The sequence below is a fragment of the Chromatiaceae bacterium genome (assembly GCA_016714645.1).
Lineage (GTDB): Bacteria > Pseudomonadota > Gammaproteobacteria > Chromatiales > Chromatiaceae > M0108.
The window spans coordinates 851,666-872,832 of sequence record JADKCI010000002.1; the positions used below are offsets into that span (position 1 = coordinate 851,666).

18 protein-coding genes and 1 tRNA gene are annotated in these 21,167 nt (G+C 63.1%); 16 read left to right on the forward strand and 3 right to left on the reverse strand.

The window, feature by feature from the left end; genetic code table 11:
* Nucleotides 1-28: 28 nt before the first annotated feature.
* Entirely contained in the window at nt 29-1,672 is a 1,644-nt protein-coding gene (locus IPN92_10895; GenBank protein ID MBK8638755.1) for a PAS domain-containing protein, read from the reverse strand.
* A gap of 209 nt (nt 1,673-1,881) precedes the next feature.
* Between IPN92_10895 and sucC the strand changes: the two genes are divergently transcribed.
* From sucC to malQ, 5 genes are all read left to right on the forward strand, one after another.
* Nucleotides 1,882-3,051: an ADP-forming succinate--CoA ligase subunit beta gene (gene sucC, locus IPN92_10900; GenBank protein ID MBK8638756.1), complete on the forward strand. Its 1,170-nt coding sequence runs from the start codon at nt 1,882-1,884 to the stop codon at nt 3,049-3,051.
* A gap of 14 nt (nt 3,052-3,065) precedes the next feature.
* On the forward strand, nt 3,066-3,935 hold the full coding sequence (gene sucD, locus IPN92_10905; GenBank protein ID MBK8638757.1) for a succinate--CoA ligase subunit alpha: 870 nt from the start codon (nt 3,066-3,068) through the stop codon (nt 3,933-3,935).
* Nucleotides 3,936-4,163: 228 nt separating this feature from the next.
* The gene (locus tag IPN92_10910; protein ID MBK8638758.1) at nt 4,164-4,928 is read left to right on the forward strand and encodes a ParA family protein; all 765 of its coding nucleotides are present in this window, start codon (nt 4,164-4,166) and stop codon (nt 4,926-4,928) included.
* 44 nt (nt 4,929-4,972) lie between these two features.
* On the forward strand, nt 4,973-5,575 hold the full coding sequence (locus IPN92_10915; GenBank protein MBK8638759.1) for a UbiX family flavin prenyltransferase: 603 nt from the start codon (nt 4,973-4,975) through the stop codon (nt 5,573-5,575).
* A 141-nt stretch (nt 5,576-5,716) separates the two neighbouring features.
* Entirely contained in the window at nt 5,717-7,192 is a 1,476-nt protein-coding gene (gene malQ / locus IPN92_10920) for a 4-alpha-glucanotransferase (GenBank protein MBK8638760.1), read from the forward strand.
* A 7-nt stretch (nt 7,193-7,199) separates the two neighbouring features.
* Here the strand turns inward: malQ and metG are convergent, their stop codons facing one another.
* Entirely contained in the window at nt 7,200-9,251 is a 2,052-nt protein-coding gene (metG, locus tag IPN92_10925) for a methionine--tRNA ligase (GenBank protein MBK8638761.1), read from the reverse strand.
* A gap of 281 nt (nt 9,252-9,532) precedes the next feature.
* On the opposite strand from metG, the gene apbC reads away from it, so the two are divergent.
* The 7 genes from apbC to IPN92_10960 all read left to right on the forward strand — a co-directional run bounded on the left by apbC (nt 9,533) and on the right by IPN92_10960 (nt 15,420).
* Nucleotides 9,533-10,624 carry an iron-sulfur cluster carrier protein ApbC gene (gene apbC, locus IPN92_10930; GenBank protein ID MBK8638762.1) on the forward strand — a complete coding sequence of 364 codons (1,092 nt, stop codon included), beginning with the start codon at nt 9,533-9,535 and terminating at the stop codon, nt 10,622-10,624.
* A gap of 10 nt (nt 10,625-10,634) precedes the next feature.
* The gene (locus IPN92_10935) at nt 10,635-11,387 is read left to right on the forward strand and encodes a Nif3-like dinuclear metal center hexameric protein (protein MBK8638763.1); all 753 of its coding nucleotides are present in this window, start codon (nt 10,635-10,637) and stop codon (nt 11,385-11,387) included.
* Between the two features lie 197 nt (nt 11,388-11,584).
* On the forward strand, nt 11,585-12,178 hold the full coding sequence (gene petA / locus IPN92_10940) for a ubiquinol-cytochrome c reductase iron-sulfur subunit (GenBank protein MBK8638764.1): 594 nt from the start codon (nt 11,585-11,587) through the stop codon (nt 12,176-12,178).
* On the forward strand, nt 12,178-13,416 hold the full coding sequence (locus IPN92_10945; protein ID MBK8638765.1) for a cytochrome b N-terminal domain-containing protein: 1,239 nt from the start codon (nt 12,178-12,180) through the stop codon (nt 13,414-13,416). The genes petA and IPN92_10945 overlap by 1 nt, the downstream gene beginning before the upstream one ends.
* Nucleotides 13,413-14,153, forward strand: a complete 741-nt coding sequence (locus IPN92_10950; GenBank protein ID MBK8638766.1) for a cytochrome c1 — start codon at nt 13,413-13,415, stop codon at nt 14,151-14,153. Before IPN92_10945 ends, IPN92_10950 begins: the two co-directional genes overlap by 4 nt.
* 196 nt (nt 14,154-14,349) lie before the next feature.
* Nucleotides 14,350-14,994, forward strand: coding sequence for a stringent starvation protein A (gene sspA / locus IPN92_10955; protein ID MBK8638767.1), 645 nt, complete (start codon nt 14,350-14,352; stop codon nt 14,992-14,994).
* Between the two features lie 24 nt (nt 14,995-15,018).
* Entirely contained in the window at nt 15,019-15,420 is a 402-nt protein-coding gene (locus tag IPN92_10960) for a ClpXP protease specificity-enhancing factor (protein ID MBK8638768.1), read from the forward strand.
* An 8-nt stretch (nt 15,421-15,428) separates the two neighbouring features.
* Here IPN92_10960 and IPN92_10965 read toward each other — a convergent pair whose 3' ends face one another.
* Nucleotides 15,429-15,743: a DUF3301 domain-containing protein gene (locus IPN92_10965; protein MBK8638769.1), complete on the reverse strand. Its 315-nt coding sequence runs from the start codon at nt 15,741-15,743 to the stop codon at nt 15,429-15,431.
* A 474-nt stretch (nt 15,744-16,217) separates the two neighbouring features.
* Between IPN92_10965 and IPN92_10970 the strand changes: the two genes are divergently transcribed.
* From IPN92_10970 to IPN92_10985, 4 genes are all read left to right on the forward strand, one after another.
* Nucleotides 16,218-17,879 carry a SulP family inorganic anion transporter gene (locus tag IPN92_10970; GenBank protein ID MBK8638770.1) on the forward strand — a complete coding sequence of 554 codons (1,662 nt, stop codon included), beginning with the start codon at nt 16,218-16,220 and terminating at the stop codon, nt 17,877-17,879.
* Nucleotides 17,880-17,887: 8 nt separating this feature from the next.
* Nucleotides 17,888-18,526: a DedA family protein gene (locus tag IPN92_10975; protein ID MBK8638771.1), complete on the forward strand. Its 639-nt coding sequence runs from the start codon at nt 17,888-17,890 to the stop codon at nt 18,524-18,526.
* 78 nt (nt 18,527-18,604) lie between these two features.
* Nucleotides 18,605-18,681 (forward strand) — tRNA-Met (locus IPN92_10980).
* Between the two features lie 229 nt (nt 18,682-18,910).
* Nucleotides 18,911-21,100 carry a hypothetical protein gene (locus IPN92_10985; protein ID MBK8638772.1) on the forward strand — a complete coding sequence of 730 codons (2,190 nt, stop codon included), beginning with the start codon at nt 18,911-18,913 and terminating at the stop codon, nt 21,098-21,100.
* Nucleotides 21,101-21,167 lie beyond the last annotated feature (67 nt).

Below are 21,167 nucleotides of genomic sequence, written 5' to 3' on the forward strand. Positions count from 1 at the left end.
CCCCGAGGCCTGGACGTCGCCGGGGGCATCAGGCCGCCGGAGGCAAACTTAGATGGAAGCTGTTGCCACCCCCCGGCATCGCCCGGTATTCAAGGGCGATGCCGTTGGTGGTGGCGAGTTCTAGGGCGATATAAAGACCGAGTCCCGTACCGCTGGCGCTGGTAGTGAAGAAGGGGGTGAACATCTCCCGAGCGATCTCGGGGTCGATGGGATCCCCCTCGTCGCGGATCTCGATGAAGGCCCCCGCCGTGGCCGGCAGCCGGCCAGCGCTTAGGAAGATGCGCGCGGGCTGGCCGGCGGTCCGGGCGTATTTGATGGCGTTATCGCAGAGATTGGCCAGAATTTGATGCAGGTGTCCGGCATTGACCCGGGCCGGCGGGGTATCAGTGGCGATATGGACTTGGAAGCCTTCAGTTGGCAACTGGCGGGACTCCAGCAATTCCGCATGGAGTTCCTCCCGGAGCCAGAGGCCCAGGTCGATGGTTTGGAGCTCGGGCGGGTGGCCCCGGGAGAGCTGCAGAACGCTTTCGACAATACCGTCGATCCGGCCGCTGTTACGCTGGATGATGGTCAGCAGATGCTGGTCTTCCTCCCCAAGATTCGGTGATTCCGCCAGGAGTTGACTGGCGTGCTTGACTGCGCTTAGGGGGTTGCGGATGTTGTGGGCGATGCTGGCTGTCAGGCGCCCCAGGGCCGCCAGCTTGATCTGCTGGGCCTCCTGGAGCAGGGCGCGTTTGTCGCGCAGAAACAGCAGCAGGGCGCCCTGGGGGTCATGACCAAGCTCGAGATAGCTGGCCTCGATGTCGCGTTCCCCGACCCGCACGCTGGAGCCTGGCGGTTGGCTGGGCTCCCGCGCGGGGGGGGGCTGGCCGAGGGTCGCCACCAGCCAGGTGGCCAGTTCCGGCGCGACCTTGGCCAGTGGCTGGCCCACGGCGTCCGGGGTGCCTAGGAGTTCTGCGGTGGCCTGGTTGCCGAGCCGGATGCGCCGGGCTTCGTCGATGACCAGCACCCCGGTGCTCATGCGCTGGATGATGAAGGCGTTGAGCTTGGAAAGGTCGTCGATATCAACCTGACGACTGGCGGCAAGGCGTTCCGCCGCCTGGATGCGCCGGTAGAGAACATGGGCCAGGAGGGCGACCATGAAGTAGGTAGCGCCCAAGAGGCCCGCCTGGGTGAAGCCATCCTTCGGACCCAGGCCGGAGAGTTGGGCATTGATCTGCACGGCCATGACGCCGGTGGTGGCGAAGGCGGCGAAGAGCAGCGAGAGTCGCCCCTCCATGAGCAGGGCGCCGACGGCCACGGCGATCGCCATCGGCAGACCGAAGCTGCCCTCGACGCCGCCACTGTGGTGCATGAGGAGGGAGAAGGCCAGGATGTCGATAAAGACCCCGGTCTGGATCAGGGTCGCTTTTTCGCCAAGGCGCCAACGGGTCAATATCAGGCCCAGCAGGGCCAGACCCAGATAGGCGAAGACGATGGTGATGCTCCAGGAGGTCTGGTAAAAGTCTCCGATTAGTTGCTCCAGGGTGGGTACAAAGAGCAGGAGGCAAAGATCGAAGGCCAGGACCAGGCGAAAGAGACTGAACCAGGTCATGGCCCGCCAGCTCGGATAGGCGTCGCTCTCCGGGCCGGGCTGCGTCTGGGGCGGGGGGGGAGGGGCGGATATGGTCATCTCGGATTCGCTTGTTGCACCGCGGGAATGAGGGTTGGTAATCCGCTGGGGATTGGTCGAAAATAGCTCGGGCCACTATGACGGCCTGCCGGTCCAGCCGCAAGGGTTACCACAATAGGGCAGGGCGGAAGACGCGGACCCGGGTATCCGGGGCGCGGCCATCCCGACCCGAGCCAACCACCAAAATCCAGGTACAGGGGCATTAGTCAATGAATTTACATGAATATCAGGCAAAGGGCCTGTTTGCGCGGTATGGCATCCCGGTGCCGCGCAGCCTGACGGTCGCCTCGGCCAGCGAGGCGCGGGCGGCCACCGATGAATTGGGTGGCGAGCGCTGGGTGGTCAAGGCTCAGGTCCACTCCGGGGCGCGCGGCAAGGCGGGCGGCGTGGTGCTGACCGAGAGTCTCGAGCAGGTGGAACGGGAAACCGAGCGCCTCGTCGGCACCCGGCTCAAGACCCACCAGACGGGCCCCGAGGGCCTGCCTATCGGCCAGGTCCTGATCGAGACTCCCACCGACAGCGTGCGCGAGCTGTATCTTGGCGCCCTGGTGGATCGCGAGGCCAAGCGCGTGGTCATCATGGCCTCGGCGGACGGCGGCATGGACATCGAGGAGGTGGCGGCCAAGACCCCGGAGCGCATCCTGACCACCCATGTCCATCCGGCGGTGGGTCTCATGGGCTGGCAGAGCCGCAAGATCGGCTTTGGCCTGGGCCTGGAGCCGGATCAGGTCAAGGCCCTGGGCAAGGTCATGCAGGGCCTGTACCAACTCTTCATCGACTGCGATGCCAGCCTGGTGGAGATCAACCCCCTGGTGGTGACCCCGGCCGGCCATCTCATGGCCCTCGACGCCAAGCTCAACCTGGATGACAACGCCCTCTACCGGCATCCGGACCTGGTGGCGATGCGCGATATCAGCCAGGAGGATGCCCGCGAGGCCCTGGCCAAGGAGCATGACCTCAATTACATCAGCCTGGACGGCAACATCGGCTGCATGGTCAATGGCGCCGGCCTGGCCATGGCGACCATGGACCTGGTCCAGCTCCATGGCGGCTCGCCCGCCAACTTCCTGGACGTCGGCGGTGGCGCCACGGCGGCGCGGGTGGCCGTGGCCTTCAAGCTCATCCTCTCCGACGACAAGGTCCAGGCCGTGCTGGTCAACATCTTTGGCGGCATCGTGCGCTGCGACCTGATCGCCGAGGGCATCATCCAGGCGGTGCGAGAGGTCCAGGTCAAGGTCCCCGTGGTGGTGCGCCTGGAAGGCACCAACGCCGAGCAGGGCCTGGCCCTCTTGGCGGCCAGCGACCTGGCCATCACCACCGCCGCCAGCCTGAGCGAGGCCGCCGACCAAGTCGTCGCCGCCGCTGGCGTCCAGCATTAAAGGGAGAAGCAGACATGAGCGTATTGGTTGACAAGCACACCCGTGTCATTTGCCAGGGCTTTACCGGCAAGCAGGGCACCTTCCACAGTGAACAGGCCATCGCCTACGGCACCCAGTTGGTGGGCGGCGTCACCCCGGGCAAGGGCGGCACCCAGCACCTCGACCGCCCCGTCTTCGACACGGTCCAAGATGCCGTGCGCGAGACCGGGGCCAACGCCACCATGATCTATGTCCCGGCGGCTTTCGCCGCCGACGCCATCCTGGAGGCGGCGGACGCGGGCATCGGTGTCATCGTCTGCATTACCGAGGGCATCCCGGTCCTCGACATGCTCAAGGTTAAGGCCGCCCTGGCGGTGAGCGACAGCGTCCTGATCGGGCCCAATTGCCCCGGCATCATCACCCCCGGCGCCTGCAAGATCGGCATCATGCCCGGCAGTATTCACGAGCCGGGTCGCGTGGGCATCGTCTCCCGCTCCGGCACCCTGACCTACGAGGCGGTCTTCCAGACCACCAACGTCGGACTGGGCCAGAGTACCTGTATTGGTATCGGCGGCGATCCCATCAACGGTATGGACTTCATTGCCTGCCTGGAGCGCTTCCAGGCGGATGACCAGACCGAGGGCGTCATCCTGGTCGGGGAGATCGGCGGCGGCGCCGAAGAGGCCGCTGCCGATTTCATCAAGGACCATGTCAACAAGCCGGTAGTGGCCTACATCGCCGGCGTCACCGCCCCCTCTGGCAAGCGCATGGGCCATGCCGGCGCCATCATCACCGGGGGCAAGGGCACCGCCGCCGGCAAGTTCGCCGCCCTGGAGGCGGCCGGCGTCGCCATCGTCCGTTCGCCCGCCGCCATGGGGCAACGGATGGCGGAACTGCTGGCCTGATCCCGAGCGCGGATCGCTCCCTGCCAATCCGGGGCCGCTTGATGCGGTCTGGTGCCTTGGCCAGGGAGGGCCAGGGATGCCTGGGGGTGGGACTCAGTCATGGTTGAAACCTCGAGACCCTTGGGTAACAGGGGGTGGACCTGGTCCTCGGGGGTCGCCGTGGCTATCGACGCCTTTCCTCGGCTTGATTAAACTGACGGCCTCTCTGAAATCCCCTGGATCATCCCCATGCGCCGAGTCGTCTTCAACCAGAAAGGGGGCGTGGGCAAGTCCACCATCGCCTGCAACCTGGCCGCCATCAGCGCGTCGCGGGGTCGGCGGACCCTCCTGGTCGATCTGGATCCGCAGGCCAACGCCTCCCATTACCTGCTGGGTGCGGCCCTGGAGGAGCAGCAAAAAACCCTGGCCGGCTTTTTTGACGACATTCTGGCCTGCCGGGTTTTCGGCGCCAAACCCAGCGAGTACCGGGTGCCGACCCGCTTTCCCAACCTGGCCGTCATGCCCGCCGATCCCCGCCTGGAAGAACTCCAGATCAAGCTGGAATCGCGCTATAAGATGTACAAGCTCCGCGAGGCGCTCGATACCCTCAAGGACGTGGACGAGATTTTTATCGATACCCCGCCGGCCTTGAATTTTTTCACCCGCTCGGCGCTGATTGCCGCCAATAGCTGTCTGATACCCTTTGACTGCGATGATTTTTCCCGCCGCGCCCTCTATGCCCTGATGGACAGTGTCCGCGAGGTCCAGGAGGATCACAATCGCAACCTGCGCATCGAGGGTATCGTGGTTAACCAGTTTCAGTCCCGCGCCAATCTGCCGGTGCGGCTGGTCGAGGAATTACGCGCGGAGGGCCTGCCGGTCCTGGACGCCTTCCTGTCGTCCTCGATCAGGATTCGTGAATCCCATTCCCAGTCCCTGCCGATGATCCATCTCGATCCCCGGCACAAGCTCAGCCGGGAATTCGAGGCCCTCTACGACCTGCTGACCGGCTGATCCCGGATGCCGCCAGACCGATCGATAACCTCATGAAATCCCAAATGCGCCTGATCATTGGCATCTCGGGCTCCTCTGGCGTCATCTATGGTATCCGCCTCCTGGAGACTCTGCGGGCCATGCCTGAGGTGGAGACCCACCTGGTCATCAGTCAGGGCGCCAAATTGAACATAGCGCTGGAGACGAGTTGGAAGCCCAGGGAGGTGGAGGCCCTGGCGGACCGGGTCTATAGCGACGCGGACCTGGCCGCGCCCATCAGCAGCGGCTCCTTCCGCACTGGGGGCATGATCATAGCGCCCTGTTCCATCAAGACCCTGTCCGGGGTGGTTAATTGCTACGCCGATAACCTGGTGGCGCGCGCCGCGGATGTGGTCCTCAAGGAGGGCCGGCGTCTGGTCCTGGTCCCGCGCGAGTCGCCCCTGCATGTGGGCCATACCCGGCTGCTGCACGCGGCGGCGACCATGGGCGCCATCATTTGCCCGCCCATGCCCGCCTTCTACAACGCGCCCAAGACCATTGACGACCTCATCGATCATACGGTCGGCCGTCTCCTCGACCTCTTCGATCTCGATAGCGGCCGGGTCCGGCGCTGGGAGGGGCCGACCGCCAGACTGGATGAGGATTCCGGCCTATCCGGAATGGCGTAGAATTGTCCCAGGTTCGTGGCGCGCGTCCGCGGGCCGCCCCCCTAAACCAGGAGAAGAAATCCTGGGGTCGGCGGCGGAAACTAGCAGATCCTGGTCCCGAAGGGGGCAGCCCATGGGTACAAGCCCGAGGAAAGGTGTGTCATGACGACCGAATCCAGGTCTCCCGCCGTCAGTCTTGATCGCCGCCGCGCCGGGGTCCTGCTCCACATCACCTCCCTGCCCGGGCCTGGACCCTGTGGCTGTTTGGGGGCCCAGGCCCGGGCCTTTATCGATTGGCTGGCCGCCTGCGGCATGAGCGTCTGGCAGATGTTGCCGGTGGGCCCGACCCTGAGTGACCGCTCGCCCTACCAGAACAGCTCGACCCACGCGGGCGACCCCTTACTGATCGATCTGGAACCCCTGGTGGCCGCCGGTTGGCTTCCCGAATCGCCGGCCGATGAGGGTATCGCCGCCAAGACGATGGCCCTGGCGCAAGCCTGGAGGGGCTTTCAGGCGCGGGCCACGGACGAGGAGCGCCAGGCCCTGGCGGCCTTCGCTCATGAGAATGGCTATTGGTTGCCGGACTATGTGCTGTTTCGCACCCTCGGCGAGGAGCGCCAGGCGGTCTGGTGGCAGTGGCCGGTCACGCTGCGGGATCGCAAATCCCAGGCCCTGAACCAGGCCCATACCCGGCTGGCGCCGCAGATCCAGGGGATTGTCTTCGAGCAGTTCCTGTTTTTCAGCCAATGGCAAGGGTTACGGGCCTACGCGGCGGCGCGGGGCATCAAGCTGTTTGGCGATATGCCCATCTTCGTCGCCCAGGACAGCGCCGAGGTCTGGGCGCATCCCCAGGACTTCGACCTCAATCCCGATGGCAGTCCCCGGGTCGTCGCCGGGGTCCCGCCAGACTATTTCTCCGCCACGGGTCAACGTTGGGGTAATCCCCTCTATCGTTGGGAGCGGATGGAGGCCGAGGGTTTCCGCTTCTGGCTGGACCGGGTCCGTACCCAGTTGCGCCTCTTTGACATGATCCGTATCGACCACTTTCGTGGCTTCGAGGCCTATTGGGAGATACCCGCCGAGGAGGATCACGCTATCCATGGGCGGTGGGTGAAGGCCCTGGGCGACGAACTCTTCGAACGCTTGCATCAGCGTTTTGGCAAGCTCCCCTTCATCGCCGAGGACTTGGGCTTCATTACCCCGGAGGTCGAGAATCTGCGCCGCAAGTATCGCTATCCCGGCATGAAGATCCTCCAGTTTGCCTTTTCAGGGGGCGCGGACAATCCCTATTTACCCTTCCACCATGATCGCGATTGCGTGGTCTATAGCGGTACCCACGACAACGATACGAGTCTGGGCTGGTACCTGGCCCTGACCGCCGAGGACAGTGCCCGGGTGGATGAGTTTCTGGGTTACCCCACCGAGCCCATGCCCTGGCCCCTGATCCGCGCTGCGCTCGCCTCGCGGGCCTATTTGGCCATCCTGCCCATGCAGGACCTCCTGGCCCTGGATGGCGACCATCGTATGAATGTCCCTGGCACCGCCGAGGGCAACTGGACCTGGCGCTTCTCCTGGGACTTGATTCCCACGGACCTGAGCGACAGGGTGCGGCGGATGGTCGGGATCTACGGGCGGTGAGGCCCTCCTATTTAACCCTCATTCCTGGCTCGGCCCCGGCATCCGGGGCGAGCAGGAAGATGTCCTGGCCGCCGGGCCCGGCGGCCAGGACCATGCCCTCCGAGACCCCAAAACGCATTTTGCGTGGCGCCAGGTTGGCGACCATGACCGTAAGGCGCCCCTCCAGGTCCTTGGGATCGTAGGCGGAGCGGATGCCGGCGAAGACGGCGCGGGTCTCGCCGCCCAGGTCGAGCAGAAGGCGGATCAGCTTGTCGGAGCCCGCCACTAGGCTGGCCTCCCGGATCAGGGCAATGCGCAGATCGACCTTGGCGAAGTCTGGGAACGCGATGGGATCGGCGATGGGGTCGCGGCTCAGGTGACCTTCGGTGTGGATCTCATGGGGCTTGGTCTTCTTGACATCCCGAGCGGCCAGATCCTCCTTGCTGGCATTTAGCATGGCCTCGATCTGCTTGGGATCGATCCGGGTCATGAGGGGCGTGAACTCGCCAATCTCATGGCCGAGCAGGGGTTGGGCCAGGTCCGACCAGGTCGGGGCCGGGATGCGCAGGAAGGCTGCTGCGGCCGCGGCAGTGCCGGGCAGGACCGGGCTCAGGTAGCCCATGAGCACCCGGAAGAGGTTGAGCCCCAGGGAGCAGATGGCCTGGAGCTCGCCCTCCCGGTCCGGGGCCTTGGCCACCACCCAGGGGGCCTTTTCGTCGATCCATTGGTTGGCGCGGTCGGCGAGGGCCATGATCTCGCGGGTGGCGCGGCTGAACTCGCGGCGCTCGTAGGCCTCGGCGATGGATGATCCGGCGGCGATGAAGTCGGCGAACAGGCCCGGTTCCATCAGGCTGGCCGTCAGCCGGCCCGCGAAGCGCTTGGTAATGAAGCTGGCGCAGCGGCTGCCGATGTTCACCACCTTTCCCACCAGATCCGCGTTCACCCGCAGGGTAAAGTCCTCCAGGTTGAGGTCGATATCCTCGACGTTGGGGCCCAACTTGGCGGCAAAGTAATAACGCAGGTACTCGGGGTTGAGGTGGTCGAGGTAGGTGCGGGCGCGGATGAAGGTCCCGCGGGACTTGGACATCTTTTGGCCGTCGACGGTGAGGAAGCCGTGGGCCAGGACCGCCGTGGGGGGGCGGAAGCCGGCGCCATGCAGCATGGCGGGCCAGAAGAGGGCGTGGAAATAGACTATGTCCTTGCCGATGAAGTTGTAGAGCTCGGCGGTCGAGTCCGCCCGCCAGAAGTGGTCGAAATCCAGGCCCGGGGTGCGGTCGCAAAGGTTCTTAAAGCTGGCCATGTAGCCGATGGGGGCATCCAGCCAGACATAAAAGAATTTGCCCGGGTGATCGGGGATCTCGAAGCCAAAGTAGGGGGCGTCGCGGGAGATGTCCCATTCCTGGAGCCCGGTATCGAACCACTCGTCCAGTTTGTTGGCGATCTCCTTTTGCAGGGCGCCGCCCCGGGTCCAGTCCCGGAGCATGGCCTCGAAATCACCGAGGCGGAAAAAGTAATGATCGGATTCGCGCTGCTCGGGCTTGGCACCGGAGATGGCGGAGGTGGGATTCCTGAGGTCCGCCGGGGAATAGCTGGCGCCACAGGCCTCGCAGTTGTCGCCGTACTGGTCCGCCGCCCCGCACTTGGGGCATTCGCCCTTGATGAAGCGGTCCGGCAGGAACATCCGTTCCACTGGGTCGTAGGCCTGGGTGATAGTCCGCCTGGCGATGTGACCCTGGTCCCGGTTGCGCTCGTAGATGAGGTTGGCAAAGTGGTGATTTTCCGGGGAGTGGGTGGAGTGGTAGTTGTCGAAGCCGATACGGAAGGCGGCGAAATCCGCCTGGTGCTCCAGGGCGACCCGGGCGATGAGTTCTTCCGGGGCTATGTCCTCCTGGCGGGCCCGGAGCATGATGGGGGTGCCGTGGGCGTCGTCGGCGCAGACGTAGTAGCAACGGTGACCGCGCATCTTCTGAAACCGCGCCCAGATGTCCGTCTGGATGTATTCCACCAGGTGGCCGATATGGATGGGGCCATTGGCGTAGGGGAGGGCGCTGGTGACCAGGATGTTTCTGTTGTCGTTCATGCTGCGGTTACTTTGGCTGCTGGGGGGTGGGCCGCGGGTGTCTCGTCGCCAGCGGGCGAGGCGGGACGAGGAGCGCATTATGGGGCATGAGGGGCCATTTCGGGCGCGCCCCGGGCTTGAAATTCAGATGGCAAAGACCAAATTGGCCCCAACGCACAGCCTTACTCAGCCGCTTGGCGATTCATTCCACCCTAACCCTTACATCGATCCCGAAACCCGGCCTGAAATCCGGGTCCAGCCCCGCGGGGCGTCGGGAGCGGGCCCCCCTAACGGAGTACTCCATGTCAGAAGTCACGAAAGCATCCATCGAAGCCGCCATCAAGACCTACATCGAGCCCAGCCTGGGCCGTGACCTGATCGGTGCCGCTTGCGTCAAGGGGATCGAGATCGAGGGTGGCAATGTCAAGGTCGGCGTCCTCCTCGGCTTTCCGGCCAAGGGTGTGGTCGAGGTGATCGCCGCCGCCCTGCGGGAACGGATCGCGGCGGTCCCGGGCGTCACCTCCGCCGAGGTGGCGGTAACCTGGAAGGTCGTCGCCCACTCCGTCCAGAAGTCCCTCAAGCCCATCGATAACGTCAAGAACATCATCGCCGTCGCCTCCGGCAAGGGTGGTGTGGGCAAATCCACCACCGCCGTCAACCTGGCCCTGGCCCTGTCCGCCGAGGGCGCCCGGGTCGGTATCCTGGACGCCGATATCTATGGCCCCTCCCAGCCGCGCATGCTCGGCATCTCCGGCCGGCCCGAGTCCAATGATGGTAACAGCCTGGAGCCCATGAACGCCTATCACCTCCAGGCCATGTCCATTGGTTTCCTCATCGACGAGGAGACCCCCATGATCTGGCGTGGCCCCATGGTGACCCAGGCCTTGGAGCAGTTGCTCAACGATACCAACTGGGCGGACCTCGATTATCTGGTCATAGATCTGCCGCCGGGCACCGGCGACACCCAGTTGACCCTGGCCCAGAAGGTGCCCGTCTCCGGCGCCGTCATCGTCACCACACCTCAGGATATTGCCCTGCTGGATGCCCGCAAGGGCCTCAAGATGTTCCAGAAGGTGGAGGTGCCAGTACTGGGCATCGTCGAGAACATGAGCACCCACATCTGCTCCCAGTGTGGTCACGAGGAGCACATCTTCGGGTCCGGTGGTGGCCAATCCATGGCCGACCAATATGGCATCGATCTCCTCGGCTCCCTGCCGCTGGACATCGCCATCCGCGTTGAGACTGATAGCGGTAAGCCCACGGTTGTGGCCCAGCCCGAGTCTCGTATCACCGAGATTTACCGCGAGATCGCCCGCAAGACGGCAGCCAAGCTGTCCCTCCAGGCCAAGGATTACGCCGCCAAGTTCCCGCGCATCGTGATCCAGAACAATTGATCGGTTCGGAATGGTCCCGGCGATCGAGATAGAGGCCTATTGCGACGCCCTACTGGGGTCGCGGGACTTTGATGACTACTGTCCCAATGGGCTTCAGGTCGAGGGCACCCGGCCCATTCGTCGCCTGGTCTCCGGCGTGACGGCCAGCCTGGCCCTGATCGAGGCGGCCAGCGCGGCGGAGGCGGATGCCATCCTGGTCCATCATGGCTGGTTCTGGAAGGGGGAGGCCCCCTGCCTGACCGGCCTCAGGGGCCGCCGGGCGCGGGCCCTGATGGCGTCGGGGGCCAGTCTCCTTGCCTATCACCTGCCCCTGGATGCCCATGGGGAGTTGGGTAATAACCGCCAGTTGGCCCGGTTGCTGGGTATCGCGGCCCCGGAGCCTACCGGGGCTGGCCGTGGTCTGGTATGGCGCGGCCAACTGGCCCGGCCTTTGTCGGGAGATGCCTTTGCCGAGCAGGTGGCGGTCGCTCTCGGGCGGCCGCCTTTGCATATCCCGGTACGGAACCGCCCCCTGGCATCAATTGCCTGGTGCAGCGGTGCCGCCCAGGGCTTTATCGAGGAGGCGGCGGCCCTGGGCATCGATGCCTACCTCAGCGGCGAGATCTCCGAGCAGACTACCCACCTAGCCAGGGAACTGGGCATCGATTATTTCGCCGCCGGTCATCACGCCACGGAGCGCCTGGGGGTCCAGGCCTTGGGCGCGCACCTGGCGGCTTACTTCGGCCTTGAGCACCATTTTCTGGACATCGACAACCCGGCCTGAGGGGGCCGGGACTCGGCCCCTACCCCAAAATTACCTATTACCATCCCAAGGCATACCTTGACCCATTGGGGACGATGGGTGAGAATTCCCCGTCGGTTTTCGTTGCTTCGACGGAGTGGGATTTTTGCCTTCTCGAACGGGTGCCGTTTCCATCGCGGAGGCGAACCCGCCGAGTCAACCGGGGGTTGTAATAAAAGATGAGCGCACAAGGCGTTGACAAGAACCGGCGGCGCGTATTAATCGCCGCTACTAGCGTGGTTGGGGCCGTGGGCGCTGGCTTTGTAGCCGTCCCCTTCCTCAGCTACTGGAATCCCAGCGCCAAGGCCCGCGCGGCCGGCGCTCCCGTCGAGGCGGATATTGGCAAGCTCGAGCCGGGTGCCCTGCTGCGCGTCAAGTGGCGCGGCAAGCCCGTCTGGATCGTCAGCCGTACCGAACCCATGCTGGCCAGCCTGCCCGAGCTCAATGCGTCCCTGACGGACCCGAACTCGACCGTACCCCAGCAGCCCCTCTACTGTCAGAACGAACACCGCTCCATCAAGCCCCAGTATCTCGTAGCCATCGGCATCTGCACCCACCTGGGGTGCTCACCGACCTACCGACCCGACGTCGCCCCCGATGATTTAGGTCCCAAATGGCTGGGCGGGTTTTTCTGCGCCTGCCACGGTTCCCGCTTCGACTTGGCTGGCCGGGTCTTCAAGGGTTCGCCAGCCCCTACCAATCTGGTCATTCCCAAGCATAAATTCGTGTCCGATTCCGTCATAGTGGTGGGTGAAGACGGAGGAGCCGCCTGATGAGCACTGAAACCACATCCCCGGGCTTCCTCGGCTGGGTTGACAAGCGCTTTCCCCTGACCAAGGTCTGGAACGAGCATCTTGCCCAGTACTATGCCCCCAAGAATTTCAATTTCTGGTATTTCTTTGGCTCCCTGGCCATGCTGGTGCTGGTCATCCAGCTTCTGACCGGGATCTGGCTGGCCATGAACTACAAGCCCTCGGCGACGGAGGCCTTCGCCTCCGTCGAGTACATCATGCGCGATGTCAACTGGGGCTGGCTGATCCGCTACATCCACTCCACCGGGGCCTCGGCCTTTTTCATCGTCGTTTATCTCCACATGTTCCGGGCCCTGATGTACGGCTCTTACCGTAAGCCCCGCGAGCTGCTCTGGATCCTCGGCATCGTTATCTATCTGGCCATGATGGCCACGGCCTTCTTTGGCTACCTGCTGCCCTGGGGCCAGATGTCCTATTGGGGTGCCCAGGTCATCGTCAACCTCTTCGCCGCCGTCCCCAGCGTGGGCGAGGACCTCTCGGTGTGGGTGCGGGGTGATTACGTTATCTCCGATACCACCCTCAACCGCTTCTTTGCTTTCCACTTCGTGGTGCCCTTCCTGCTGGCGGCCCTGGTCTTCATCCACATCGTGGCCCTGCACAAGGTGGGCTCCAACAACCCCGATGGCATTGAGATCAAAGAGAAAAAGGACGCGAACGGCATCCCCCTGGATGGCATTCCCTTCCACCCCTACTACACGGTCAAGGATATTGCCGGCATAGCCGTTTTTCTCGCTTTCTTCTCGGTTATCGTCTTCTTTATCCCGGACTTTTTCGGCCTCTTCCTGGAAGGTCCGAACTTCCAGCCGGCCAACCCCCTGCAGACCCCGGCGCATATCGCCCCGGTCTGGTATTTCACCCCCTTCTACGCCATGTTGCGGGCCGTGCCGCCCATGTTTGGTTCCCAGTTCCCTGGCGTCGTGGTCATGTTTGGGGCCATCATCATCATGTTCTTCCTGCCCTGGCTGGATCGCAGCCCCGTCAAGTCCATCCGCTACAAGGGCATCATCTCCAAGGTCGCCCTAGGCATCTTTGCCGTCAGTTTCGTTGTCCTGGCTTATCTGGGCATGCAGCCCTCGACGCCAATCGCGACCTTCATGGCACAGGTATTCACGGTCCTGTACTTCCTGTTTTTCCTCTTGATGCCGATTTACTCCAAGCTGGACAAAACCTTGCCGGTTCCGGAGAGGGTGACGAAATGAGAAAGCTGATTCTTGCCTCCGTCCTGTTTCTGGCCCCCCTCTTGGCGTCGGCGTCAAGCGAAGGTGTTGCTCTGCAGGCTGCCAACATCGACCTCCATGACAAAGCGTCCCTGCAACGCGGAGCCGGGCACTTCGTCAATTACTGCATGGGCTGTCACTCGCTGCAATACATGCGTTACAACCGCATGGCCGAGGATTTGGATATTGACGACACCACCCTGCGTCAGAATCTGATCTTCACCGGCGCCAAGCCCGGCGATCTCATGATCTCGTCCATGAGTCCGGAGAACGCCGCCAAGTGGTTGGATATCGCGGTGCCCGATCTGACCCTGGTCACCCGCTGGCGGTCCCCGGACTGGGTTTACAGCTATCTCAAGAGCTTCTATGCCGATCCGACCCGCCCCTATGGTGTCAATAACCTGGTGTTCCCGCAGGTCGGCATGCCGAATGTCCTGGCGGGCCTCCAGGGGGTCCAGCAGCCGAAGTTCGAGGATCACAAGAGCGCCGACGGCCAGGTCGTCCAGAGGGTCGTAGGGATCGAACATGCGGTAGGCGGCACCCTGTCGCCAGAGGAGTTCGACACCTTTGCCCGCGATCTGACGGCCTTCCTGGCCTATGCCGGCGAACCCATGAAGCTGGAGCGCCAGAAGTTGGGTATCTACGTCCTCATCTTCCTCGCCCTCTTCTTCGTCGTGGCCTACGCCCTGAAGAAGGAGTATTGGAAAGACGTCCACTGACCCGGGTACCGGGCCGGCGCTCCCAGGCGCGGGCCCCGGACCCTGAAGGGATGACCAGCCCCGCGCTCGCGGGGCTTTTTGCCGATGGACCCGGTGCTAATCCGCGACCGCCAATCCGGAATCTCGGCTATAATCAGCCCCTGTAAAAAATCGGGGCTCCGCGCGAGGGGCTTTCCTTCGTTGGAGCAAAGGACAAATATCCGTGGGTACGAACCGAAGATCCGTGATGACTCTCTTCTCAGACCCCGCTTGCCCCTTCTGCCATCGTGTCCGTATTGTCCTTGCCGAAAAGGGCATCGCGGTGGAAGTCGTTGACGTGGACGCCCAGCATCTCCCCGAGGAGGTGATGGACTTCAACCCCTACGGCACGGTGCCCACCCTTGTCGATCGCGAACTGCGGCTATGGGAATCGCGCATTATCATGGAATACCTGGATGAGCGCTTTCCTCACCCACCGCTCATGCCGGTGGACCCCATTGCCCGCGCCAATGCCCGCCTCTTTATGTACCGGGTCGATCAGGATTGGTACCAACTCATGGGCCGCATCCTCAAGGGCACCCAGGATGCGGACATCGCCCAGGCCCGCAAGGAACTGCGCGAGAGTCTCATCGTCACCTCCCCGGTCTTTGGCGCCAAGCCCTACTTCATGAGCGACGAATTTTCCCTGGTTGATTGCTGTATCGCGCCCTTGCTCTGGCGGCTGCCGATTCTGGGGGTGGAGATCCCGCCCAATGCGACGGCTATCCACCAGTACATTAAGCGCATCTTCGAACTGCCATCCTTCCGCCACAGTCTCACCGAGATCGAGCGGGAGATGCCCCACGAGCCCCCGCGCCGCTGATCCCCTCGCGAGCCGGTCCCCGCCATGACACCTAATCGTCCCTATCTGATCCGGGCCCTGTATGAGTGGATCCTGGACAACGACATGACGCCGCATCTGCTGGTGGATACCAGCCGCTCCCCCACCGTGGTGCCATCCCAGTTCGTCCAGGATGGCAAGATCGTCCTCAACGTCAGCCCCGGTGCCGTGCGCGAGCTGGTGTTAGGTAACGATCAGATCGTCTTCAACGCCCGCTTCTCGGGCCGTCCCATGGATGTCCTGGTCCCGGTCGAGGCCGTCATGGGGATCTATGCCCGCGAAAACGGTCATGGCATGCTCTTCCCCGAGGAGGAAGGGGACGCTAACCCCCCATCCCCGCCCGACAAGGGCCCCTCCGCCCCCCTGAAACCCAAGCGTGGCAAACCTACACTCCGGGTCGTCAAGTAGGCGCGGATTCAGGCCTCCCAAGTCCGCGCCGGCAGCCCGAAGCTGATCTCCTCCAGGTACAGGCCCACCAGGGTCAGATAGCCGCCCTGGCGCCCCGAGCCTTCCTCGCTGAACTCGAAACGATAGGTGCGCCGCAGCCGCAGGCCATCGGTAGTCCAGCGCAACCGCAAGCGACGCAGGGCTACCGTCTGGTCGAGAAACTGGAATTCGCGTTCCTCGCACGCCGCGCGGCAGATGCCGAGGGCTAGCTCCCGTGCCCGCAGGCTATCGAGCCAGTACCAGCCGATGAGTAGCAGGACGAAAATGGCCAGGAGGCTTTCCATAGAGGGGGGCTCGGGGCGAACCAGGGTTCGTCTTGGTGGGGCTTATTTGGCAAGGAAGTCGGCGTGGTGGACCCTGGGCGATGCCTTTATGTTCCGAGGATAACATAGGACCCCTTCAGTCGCGGTGGCGATGCCAAGGGGACGGCTTGGCGTCGAGCCTCCGGCCTGACGGATGCCTGGTCGGGGGGCCCGGCCGATTCGGGTCTGATAAACCCTCCGCTGTTTCCCGGTCCTTGGCTATCTCGGGTCCGCCCGGCAGAGGCGAGGGTGCTATCATTATTGGCGGTGTAACCTCCGGCATGATGGCTAAGACTTCATGACGTAGTTTGCCAGTCGGCATTATCCGCGGCGGGGCCCCTTGGGCCGCCAGGATTTGCCACCCACCCGCGGTCAGTCGCCCGGCGTTGCGACGGATTTTGCTTTCCCCTGTCCTTTGCCGGGTCGCCATGCCCGGAATGCTGTAGGACCACCCTAATGAATCTAATCAACGGCCTTCATTTCAGAAACCTCCGCGGGGATATCTACGGTGGCATTACCGCCGGCGTGGTGGCCCTGCCCCTGGCCCTGGCCATGGGCGTCGCCTCCGGCGCCGGACCCATCGCGGGTATGTATGGCGCCATCTTCGTGGGCTTCTTCGCCGCCCTGTTTGGCGGCACGCCCGCTCAGGTCTCGGGCCCCACGGGCCCCATGACGGTGGTCATGGCGGCGATCTTCACCCAATACACGGCGATGTTTCCAGACGATCCGGCGCGGGGCGCGGCCCTGGCCTTTACCGTGGTCATGCTGGGCGGGTTATTCCAGATTCTGTTTGGCTTCCTCAGGATCGGCAAATTCATTGAGTTGGTGCCTCACCCGGTCGTTTCGGGCTTTATGAGCGGCATCGGGGTCATTATCATCCTCTTGCAACTGCCGCCCCTGCTGGGCTACCCCACCCAGGCCGGCCCCCTGGCCTCGGCGGAGGTCTTGCCGCTGGCCTTCGACCATATCGTTTTCGACGCCGTCATCCTGGGCGCTACCTCCCTGGCCATTGTCCTGTTTCTGCCGAAGAAGATTGGACGCCTCATCCCCTCTCCCCTGGTGGCCCTCATCGTCGGGACCCTGGTTTACATGCTGTTCCTGCGTGGTGGCAATGCCTCGATTCTTGGTCAGATTCCCACCGGTTTGCCGGAGCCCCGGATGCCGACTTTCGAGTTCACCCTCTTGCCCATGATGCTCCAGTCCGCCCTGACCCTGGCGGCATTGGGGGCCATCGACTCCCTGCTGACCTCTCTGGTGGCGGACAACATCACCCGCACTTATCACAAGTCGGACCGGGAACTCATCGGCCAGGGCATCGGCAATACCATCGCGGGATTGTTCGGCGGCCTACCCGGCGCGGGTGCCACCATGCGGACCGTGGTCAATGTCAAGTCGGGCGGTCAGACTCCCCTCTCCGGCGCCTTGCATTCGGTCGTCCTGCTGGCCATCGCCCTGGGCGCTGGCGCCCTGGCGAGTAACATCCCCAATGCCGTGCTGGCGGGCATTCTCATCAAGGTCGGCATCGACATTATCGACTGGGACTATCTCAAGCACCTGCGCCATGCCCCCAAGGCTGGCGTGACCATGATGCTGGTGGTGCTGGTGATGACCGTTTTCGTCGATCTCATCATTGCCGTGGCCACGGGTATGGTCATGGCCAGCATGGTCTTCATGAAGCGCCATTCGGATCTGCAACTCCAGAGCATCAAGACCATCCGTGAGGTGGACGAGGACATCCCCTTGTCGCCGGAGGAGGCGGAAATTTTCCGGGCGGCCCAGGGCCGTATCCTCCTCGTCCATCTGGGTGGGCCCATGAGCTTTGGCGCCGCCAAGGGCATGGCGCGGCTCCTGGCCCAGTTCGACGAGTACGACAGCCTCATCCTAGAGTTGACCGACATGCCCCAGATCGACTTTACCGCCTCGCGCGCCCTCTTCGATATGGTGACGGACGCCAAGTCCATGGGGCGCGAGGTCTTTCTGGTCGGCACCCGCAAACCCGTCCAGGAGATGTTGACCAGGCAGGGCATCATCGCCGAGGTGCCCGCGGGCCATCGGGTCGAGAGGCGTCTGGTCGCCCTCCAGGAGGCCCAGCGCTTGTTGCGGGCGAAGCAGGCCTAGACCTGGGCATGAGTATCGAAGCCGAAATTGCCTCCTCCCTGACGACCAATATCACCAGCGTCCAGCCGATTCTGGACCGCTACGGGCTGTGGGCCCTGTTCGTCAGTTGCTTGGTGGAGGGCTTTGGTATTCCGCTCCCGGGCGAGACCCTGCTGATTGCCTGCGCCCTGAGTGCCGCGTCTGGCAACCTGGATCTCGCCAGCGTGCTCACGGTGGCCTGGGTGGGAACCCAACTGGGGGACATCATTGGCTTCCTCATTGGGGGGTGGGGCCTCAAGCGGTTGCTCAGGTCGGGGGCGGTTCAGGATCAGAAATTACGCAAGGCGGAGGCCCTCTTTTCCCGCTGGGGCATTGGCCTCCTCATGGTCGGCCGTTTCCTGGATGGTATTCGCCAAACCAGTAACATGGCCGCCGGTGTCCTGGAGATGCCCTGGTGGCGTTTTCTGCTCGGCACCCTGGTTGGCACTAGCCTGTGGGTGGGCACCTTCGGTCTGGGCGCCTATCTGCTGGAAGAGGATTTCCATGCCATTGTCGCCTTCCTGGAGCCCCTCGGGCCCTATGGACTGGCGATAACCGCCATCCTCCTGCTTGGCCTGATCTTCTATCTGATCAGGCGTGGGCGGCCGCAAGGGGCGGGGAAGTCATGAGACCTTGCGCCCCGCGCGGGGGAAACGACTTTTAGCTTGACGCCCGGAATTCCGCTTACTAAGATGCCCTCTTATAATGGCTACGTAGCTCAGCTGGTTAGAGCGCAGCACTCATAATGCTGATGTCGCTAGTTCGAATCTAGCCGTAGCCACCAAAACACGAGACAAATAAGCCCCTTAATAGGGGCTTTTTTATATCTGTCCTCAAGGCATCGCCTGGTCTTCCCCTCATCAAAATCAGGGCCTTATCCCCTGGCTCACTCAAAACCCCCTGCGCGGGCGCCGAGCCAGGAATCCAGGGCCTCATCATCTGGAGTGCCTGCCGTGGTTCGATCGAATCCCAGACTTGTCACTTGGCTTACCGGAGCGTTTGGGCTCTGGTCCATGGTAGGCCAGGCCAGCGCCACGGTTTTCTGCGTCAACAGCGCGGTCACCTTGCAAAACGAACTCCTCGGGGCCGCCGCTAACGGTCAGGACGACGAGATCCGGATCGTTCAGGGGGTCTATTCCGGCAACTTCGTCTATTCCAGTGGCGAGGCCAAGGCGATAGCGCTGCTGGGCGGCTACACGGAAGGCTGCGCCAGCCGTGCCCTTGACCCGACCAATACCATCCTGGACGGCCAAGGGACCGGCAGGGTGCTGGCGCTGTTGGCGCCGGATGTGGCGGCGGAGTTCACCCTCGAGGGCCTTACCCTGATGAATGGCAAAGCCACTGCCGCGTCGGTCGATAATGGCGGTGGCCTACTGGCGAATGCCGGTACGGAGGGTCTGGTCACCGTCCGGCAGAGTCAGATTCTTAATAATACCGGAGCGGATGGGGGTGGCGCTTATCTGCGGGCGGGCATCCTCTCGCTCACCGGCAACCGCATTCATGATAACGAATCCCGCCAGGGTCATTATGGCGGCGGTGGCGCTATTGTTTTTGGCAGCGCGGATCTTAGCCATAACCGTATTCAGGGCAATAGCTCCACCCTTTGCGGTGGCGGCGTCCTGCTTTTTGCCAGCCATGCCATCTTGACCGAGAACCTCATTGAGGATAATTCCAGTTCGCGGGGTGGGGGCGTTTGCGCCTATAACCATTTCTCTATCACCCGACTGAACCACAACCGTATTAATAATAATCGTGCGAGCGAAGGTGGAGGCATTGCCCTTTATGCCCCCGATGGCGGTGCCGCCCTGCTGGTGGCCAACCAACTCCAGGGCAACAGCGCCGCCTCCCAGGGAGGCGGTGTTTGGGTTAGGGGCAGGCATCTTGACGTCACTTTTATTAACAACCGCTTGTTGGGAAATAGCGCCCCTGAAGGTGGGGGGCTTTACGGAAGGATGGCCGATGCCGGGACGATGCTCATTAACAATACCCTGAGTGATAATGAGTCACAGGCTGGCGGTGGGCTAAGTCTTTATCTCGAAGGACCGGAGACCGCGACAAGGGCCCAACTTTATAACAATCTCTTCTGGCATAACCAGGCGCAGGCTAACCACGGCGAGGATTTCAGGATCTTTAATAGCACGGCCTCGCAAGTCACCCTGTTAGCCAACAACTTTAATTGGACACCCACGACGGGATTCTGGGTCAATTCGCCGGTTTATATTGACGCGAGCAATCTGAATACCCTGGACCCGCAATTTGTTGATGCCGTGAGTGGGGACCTGCGCCTGCGGGCTGTTTCGCCCCTGATCGATGCCGGCTATCCCGTAACGCCCAATCTCCCCGCATTTGACCTCGGTGGCAAGCCCCGGGTGATGGCTGGTGGGGTCAATGTCGGAGCCTACGAGTCAGAGGGAAATGACCCGAGCCCCATCTTGACCCTGATACAGACGGGCAGCGGCAGTGGTCGTGTGACGAGCGACCCCGAGGGTATTGACTGCGTCGAGGGTAAGGGGGATTGCACCCAGGCTTACCCGATGGGCCAGGTGGTGACCCTCACCGCAACCCCGGCCGCTTCCTCTCGCTTCGAGGGATGGTCCGGGGCCTGTACGGGGGCCGATCCCACTTGTGAAGTCACCCTGGGGGCGATCCAGGGCGTCGGGGCCACCTTCTCGTCAACCCAACCCCTGTTGGACACTAGCCGGTCCGGTACGGGTAGTGACACCCTGACACCCCCGGAACCCCTGGTGGTGTTCTCGGACAGCTTTGAGAGCACCGATTTCACCGGACGCTGGGTCCAGGATGGTCAGCATGACTGGTTTGTTTCCCCTCGGCGAGCCACGGCCGGTAGCCGCTCGGCGGGGATTGATGGCCCCACTCGGGATGCGCAACTGACCTCTATCGAGATCAACCCTCAAGATGCCAGCATCGCCACCCTTAAATTCGATTGGTTCATCGCCAGCAGCCTGGACTCGGGCGAATACCTGGCCTTCGATGTCTCTATCAATGGGGGCGGCACCTGGACCGAAATGGCGAGATTGAGCGGAAGCAGCAGTGCCAGTCCTACCGGGAACCTTTGGCATGGGGCCCAGATCGGACTGACGGGCCTGGTGGCCAGCGACAGATTGCGCCTGCGGTTTCGTGGGAACCTCTCAGCCTGGGACGAGGACGCGAATGTCGATAACCTCAGTGTGACCGTCCAGTAGCGCTTGTGAAGGGGTATAGTCCGGCGTGGTTTGGCCACCCACCTTGGTACGGATCGCAACGTAGCTA

Coding starts and splice junctions, on each gene's coding strand:
- IPN92_10895 (MBK8638755.1), bottom strand. CDS start 1,672: ATGACCATATCCGCCCCTCCCCCCCCGCCCCAGACGCAGCCCGGCCCG.
- sucC (MBK8638756.1), top strand. CDS start 1,882: ATGAATTTACATGAATATCAGGCAAAGGGCCTGTTTGCGCGGTATGGC.
- sucD (MBK8638757.1), top strand. CDS start 3,066: ATGAGCGTATTGGTTGACAAGCACACCCGTGTCATTTGCCAGGGCTTT.
- IPN92_10910 (MBK8638758.1), top strand. CDS start 4,164: ATGCGCCGAGTCGTCTTCAACCAGAAAGGGGGCGTGGGCAAGTCCACC.
- IPN92_10915 (MBK8638759.1), top strand. CDS start 4,973: ATGCGCCTGATCATTGGCATCTCGGGCTCCTCTGGCGTCATCTATGGT.
- malQ (MBK8638760.1), top strand. CDS start 5,717: ATGACGACCGAATCCAGGTCTCCCGCCGTCAGTCTTGATCGCCGCCGC.
- metG (MBK8638761.1), bottom strand. CDS start 9,251: ATGAACGACAACAGAAACATCCTGGTCACCAGCGCCCTCCCCTACGCC.
- apbC (MBK8638762.1), top strand. CDS start 9,533: ATGTCAGAAGTCACGAAAGCATCCATCGAAGCCGCCATCAAGACCTAC.
- IPN92_10935 (MBK8638763.1), top strand. CDS start 10,635: ATGGTCCCGGCGATCGAGATAGAGGCCTATTGCGACGCCCTACTGGGG.
- petA (MBK8638764.1), top strand. CDS start 11,585: ATGAGCGCACAAGGCGTTGACAAGAACCGGCGGCGCGTATTAATCGCC.
- IPN92_10945 (MBK8638765.1), top strand. CDS start 12,178: ATGAGCACTGAAACCACATCCCCGGGCTTCCTCGGCTGGGTTGACAAG.
- IPN92_10950 (MBK8638766.1), top strand. CDS start 13,413: ATGAGAAAGCTGATTCTTGCCTCCGTCCTGTTTCTGGCCCCCCTCTTG.
- IPN92_10960 (MBK8638768.1), top strand. CDS start 15,019: ATGACACCTAATCGTCCCTATCTGATCCGGGCCCTGTATGAGTGGATC.
- IPN92_10965 (MBK8638769.1), bottom strand. CDS start 15,743: ATGGAAAGCCTCCTGGCCATTTTCGTCCTGCTACTCATCGGCTGGTAC.
- IPN92_10970 (MBK8638770.1), top strand. CDS start 16,218: ATGAATCTAATCAACGGCCTTCATTTCAGAAACCTCCGCGGGGATATC.
- IPN92_10975 (MBK8638771.1), top strand. CDS start 17,888: ATGAGTATCGAAGCCGAAATTGCCTCCTCCCTGACGACCAATATCACC.
- IPN92_10985 (MBK8638772.1), top strand. CDS start 18,911: ATGGTAGGCCAGGCCAGCGCCACGGTTTTCTGCGTCAACAGCGCGGTC.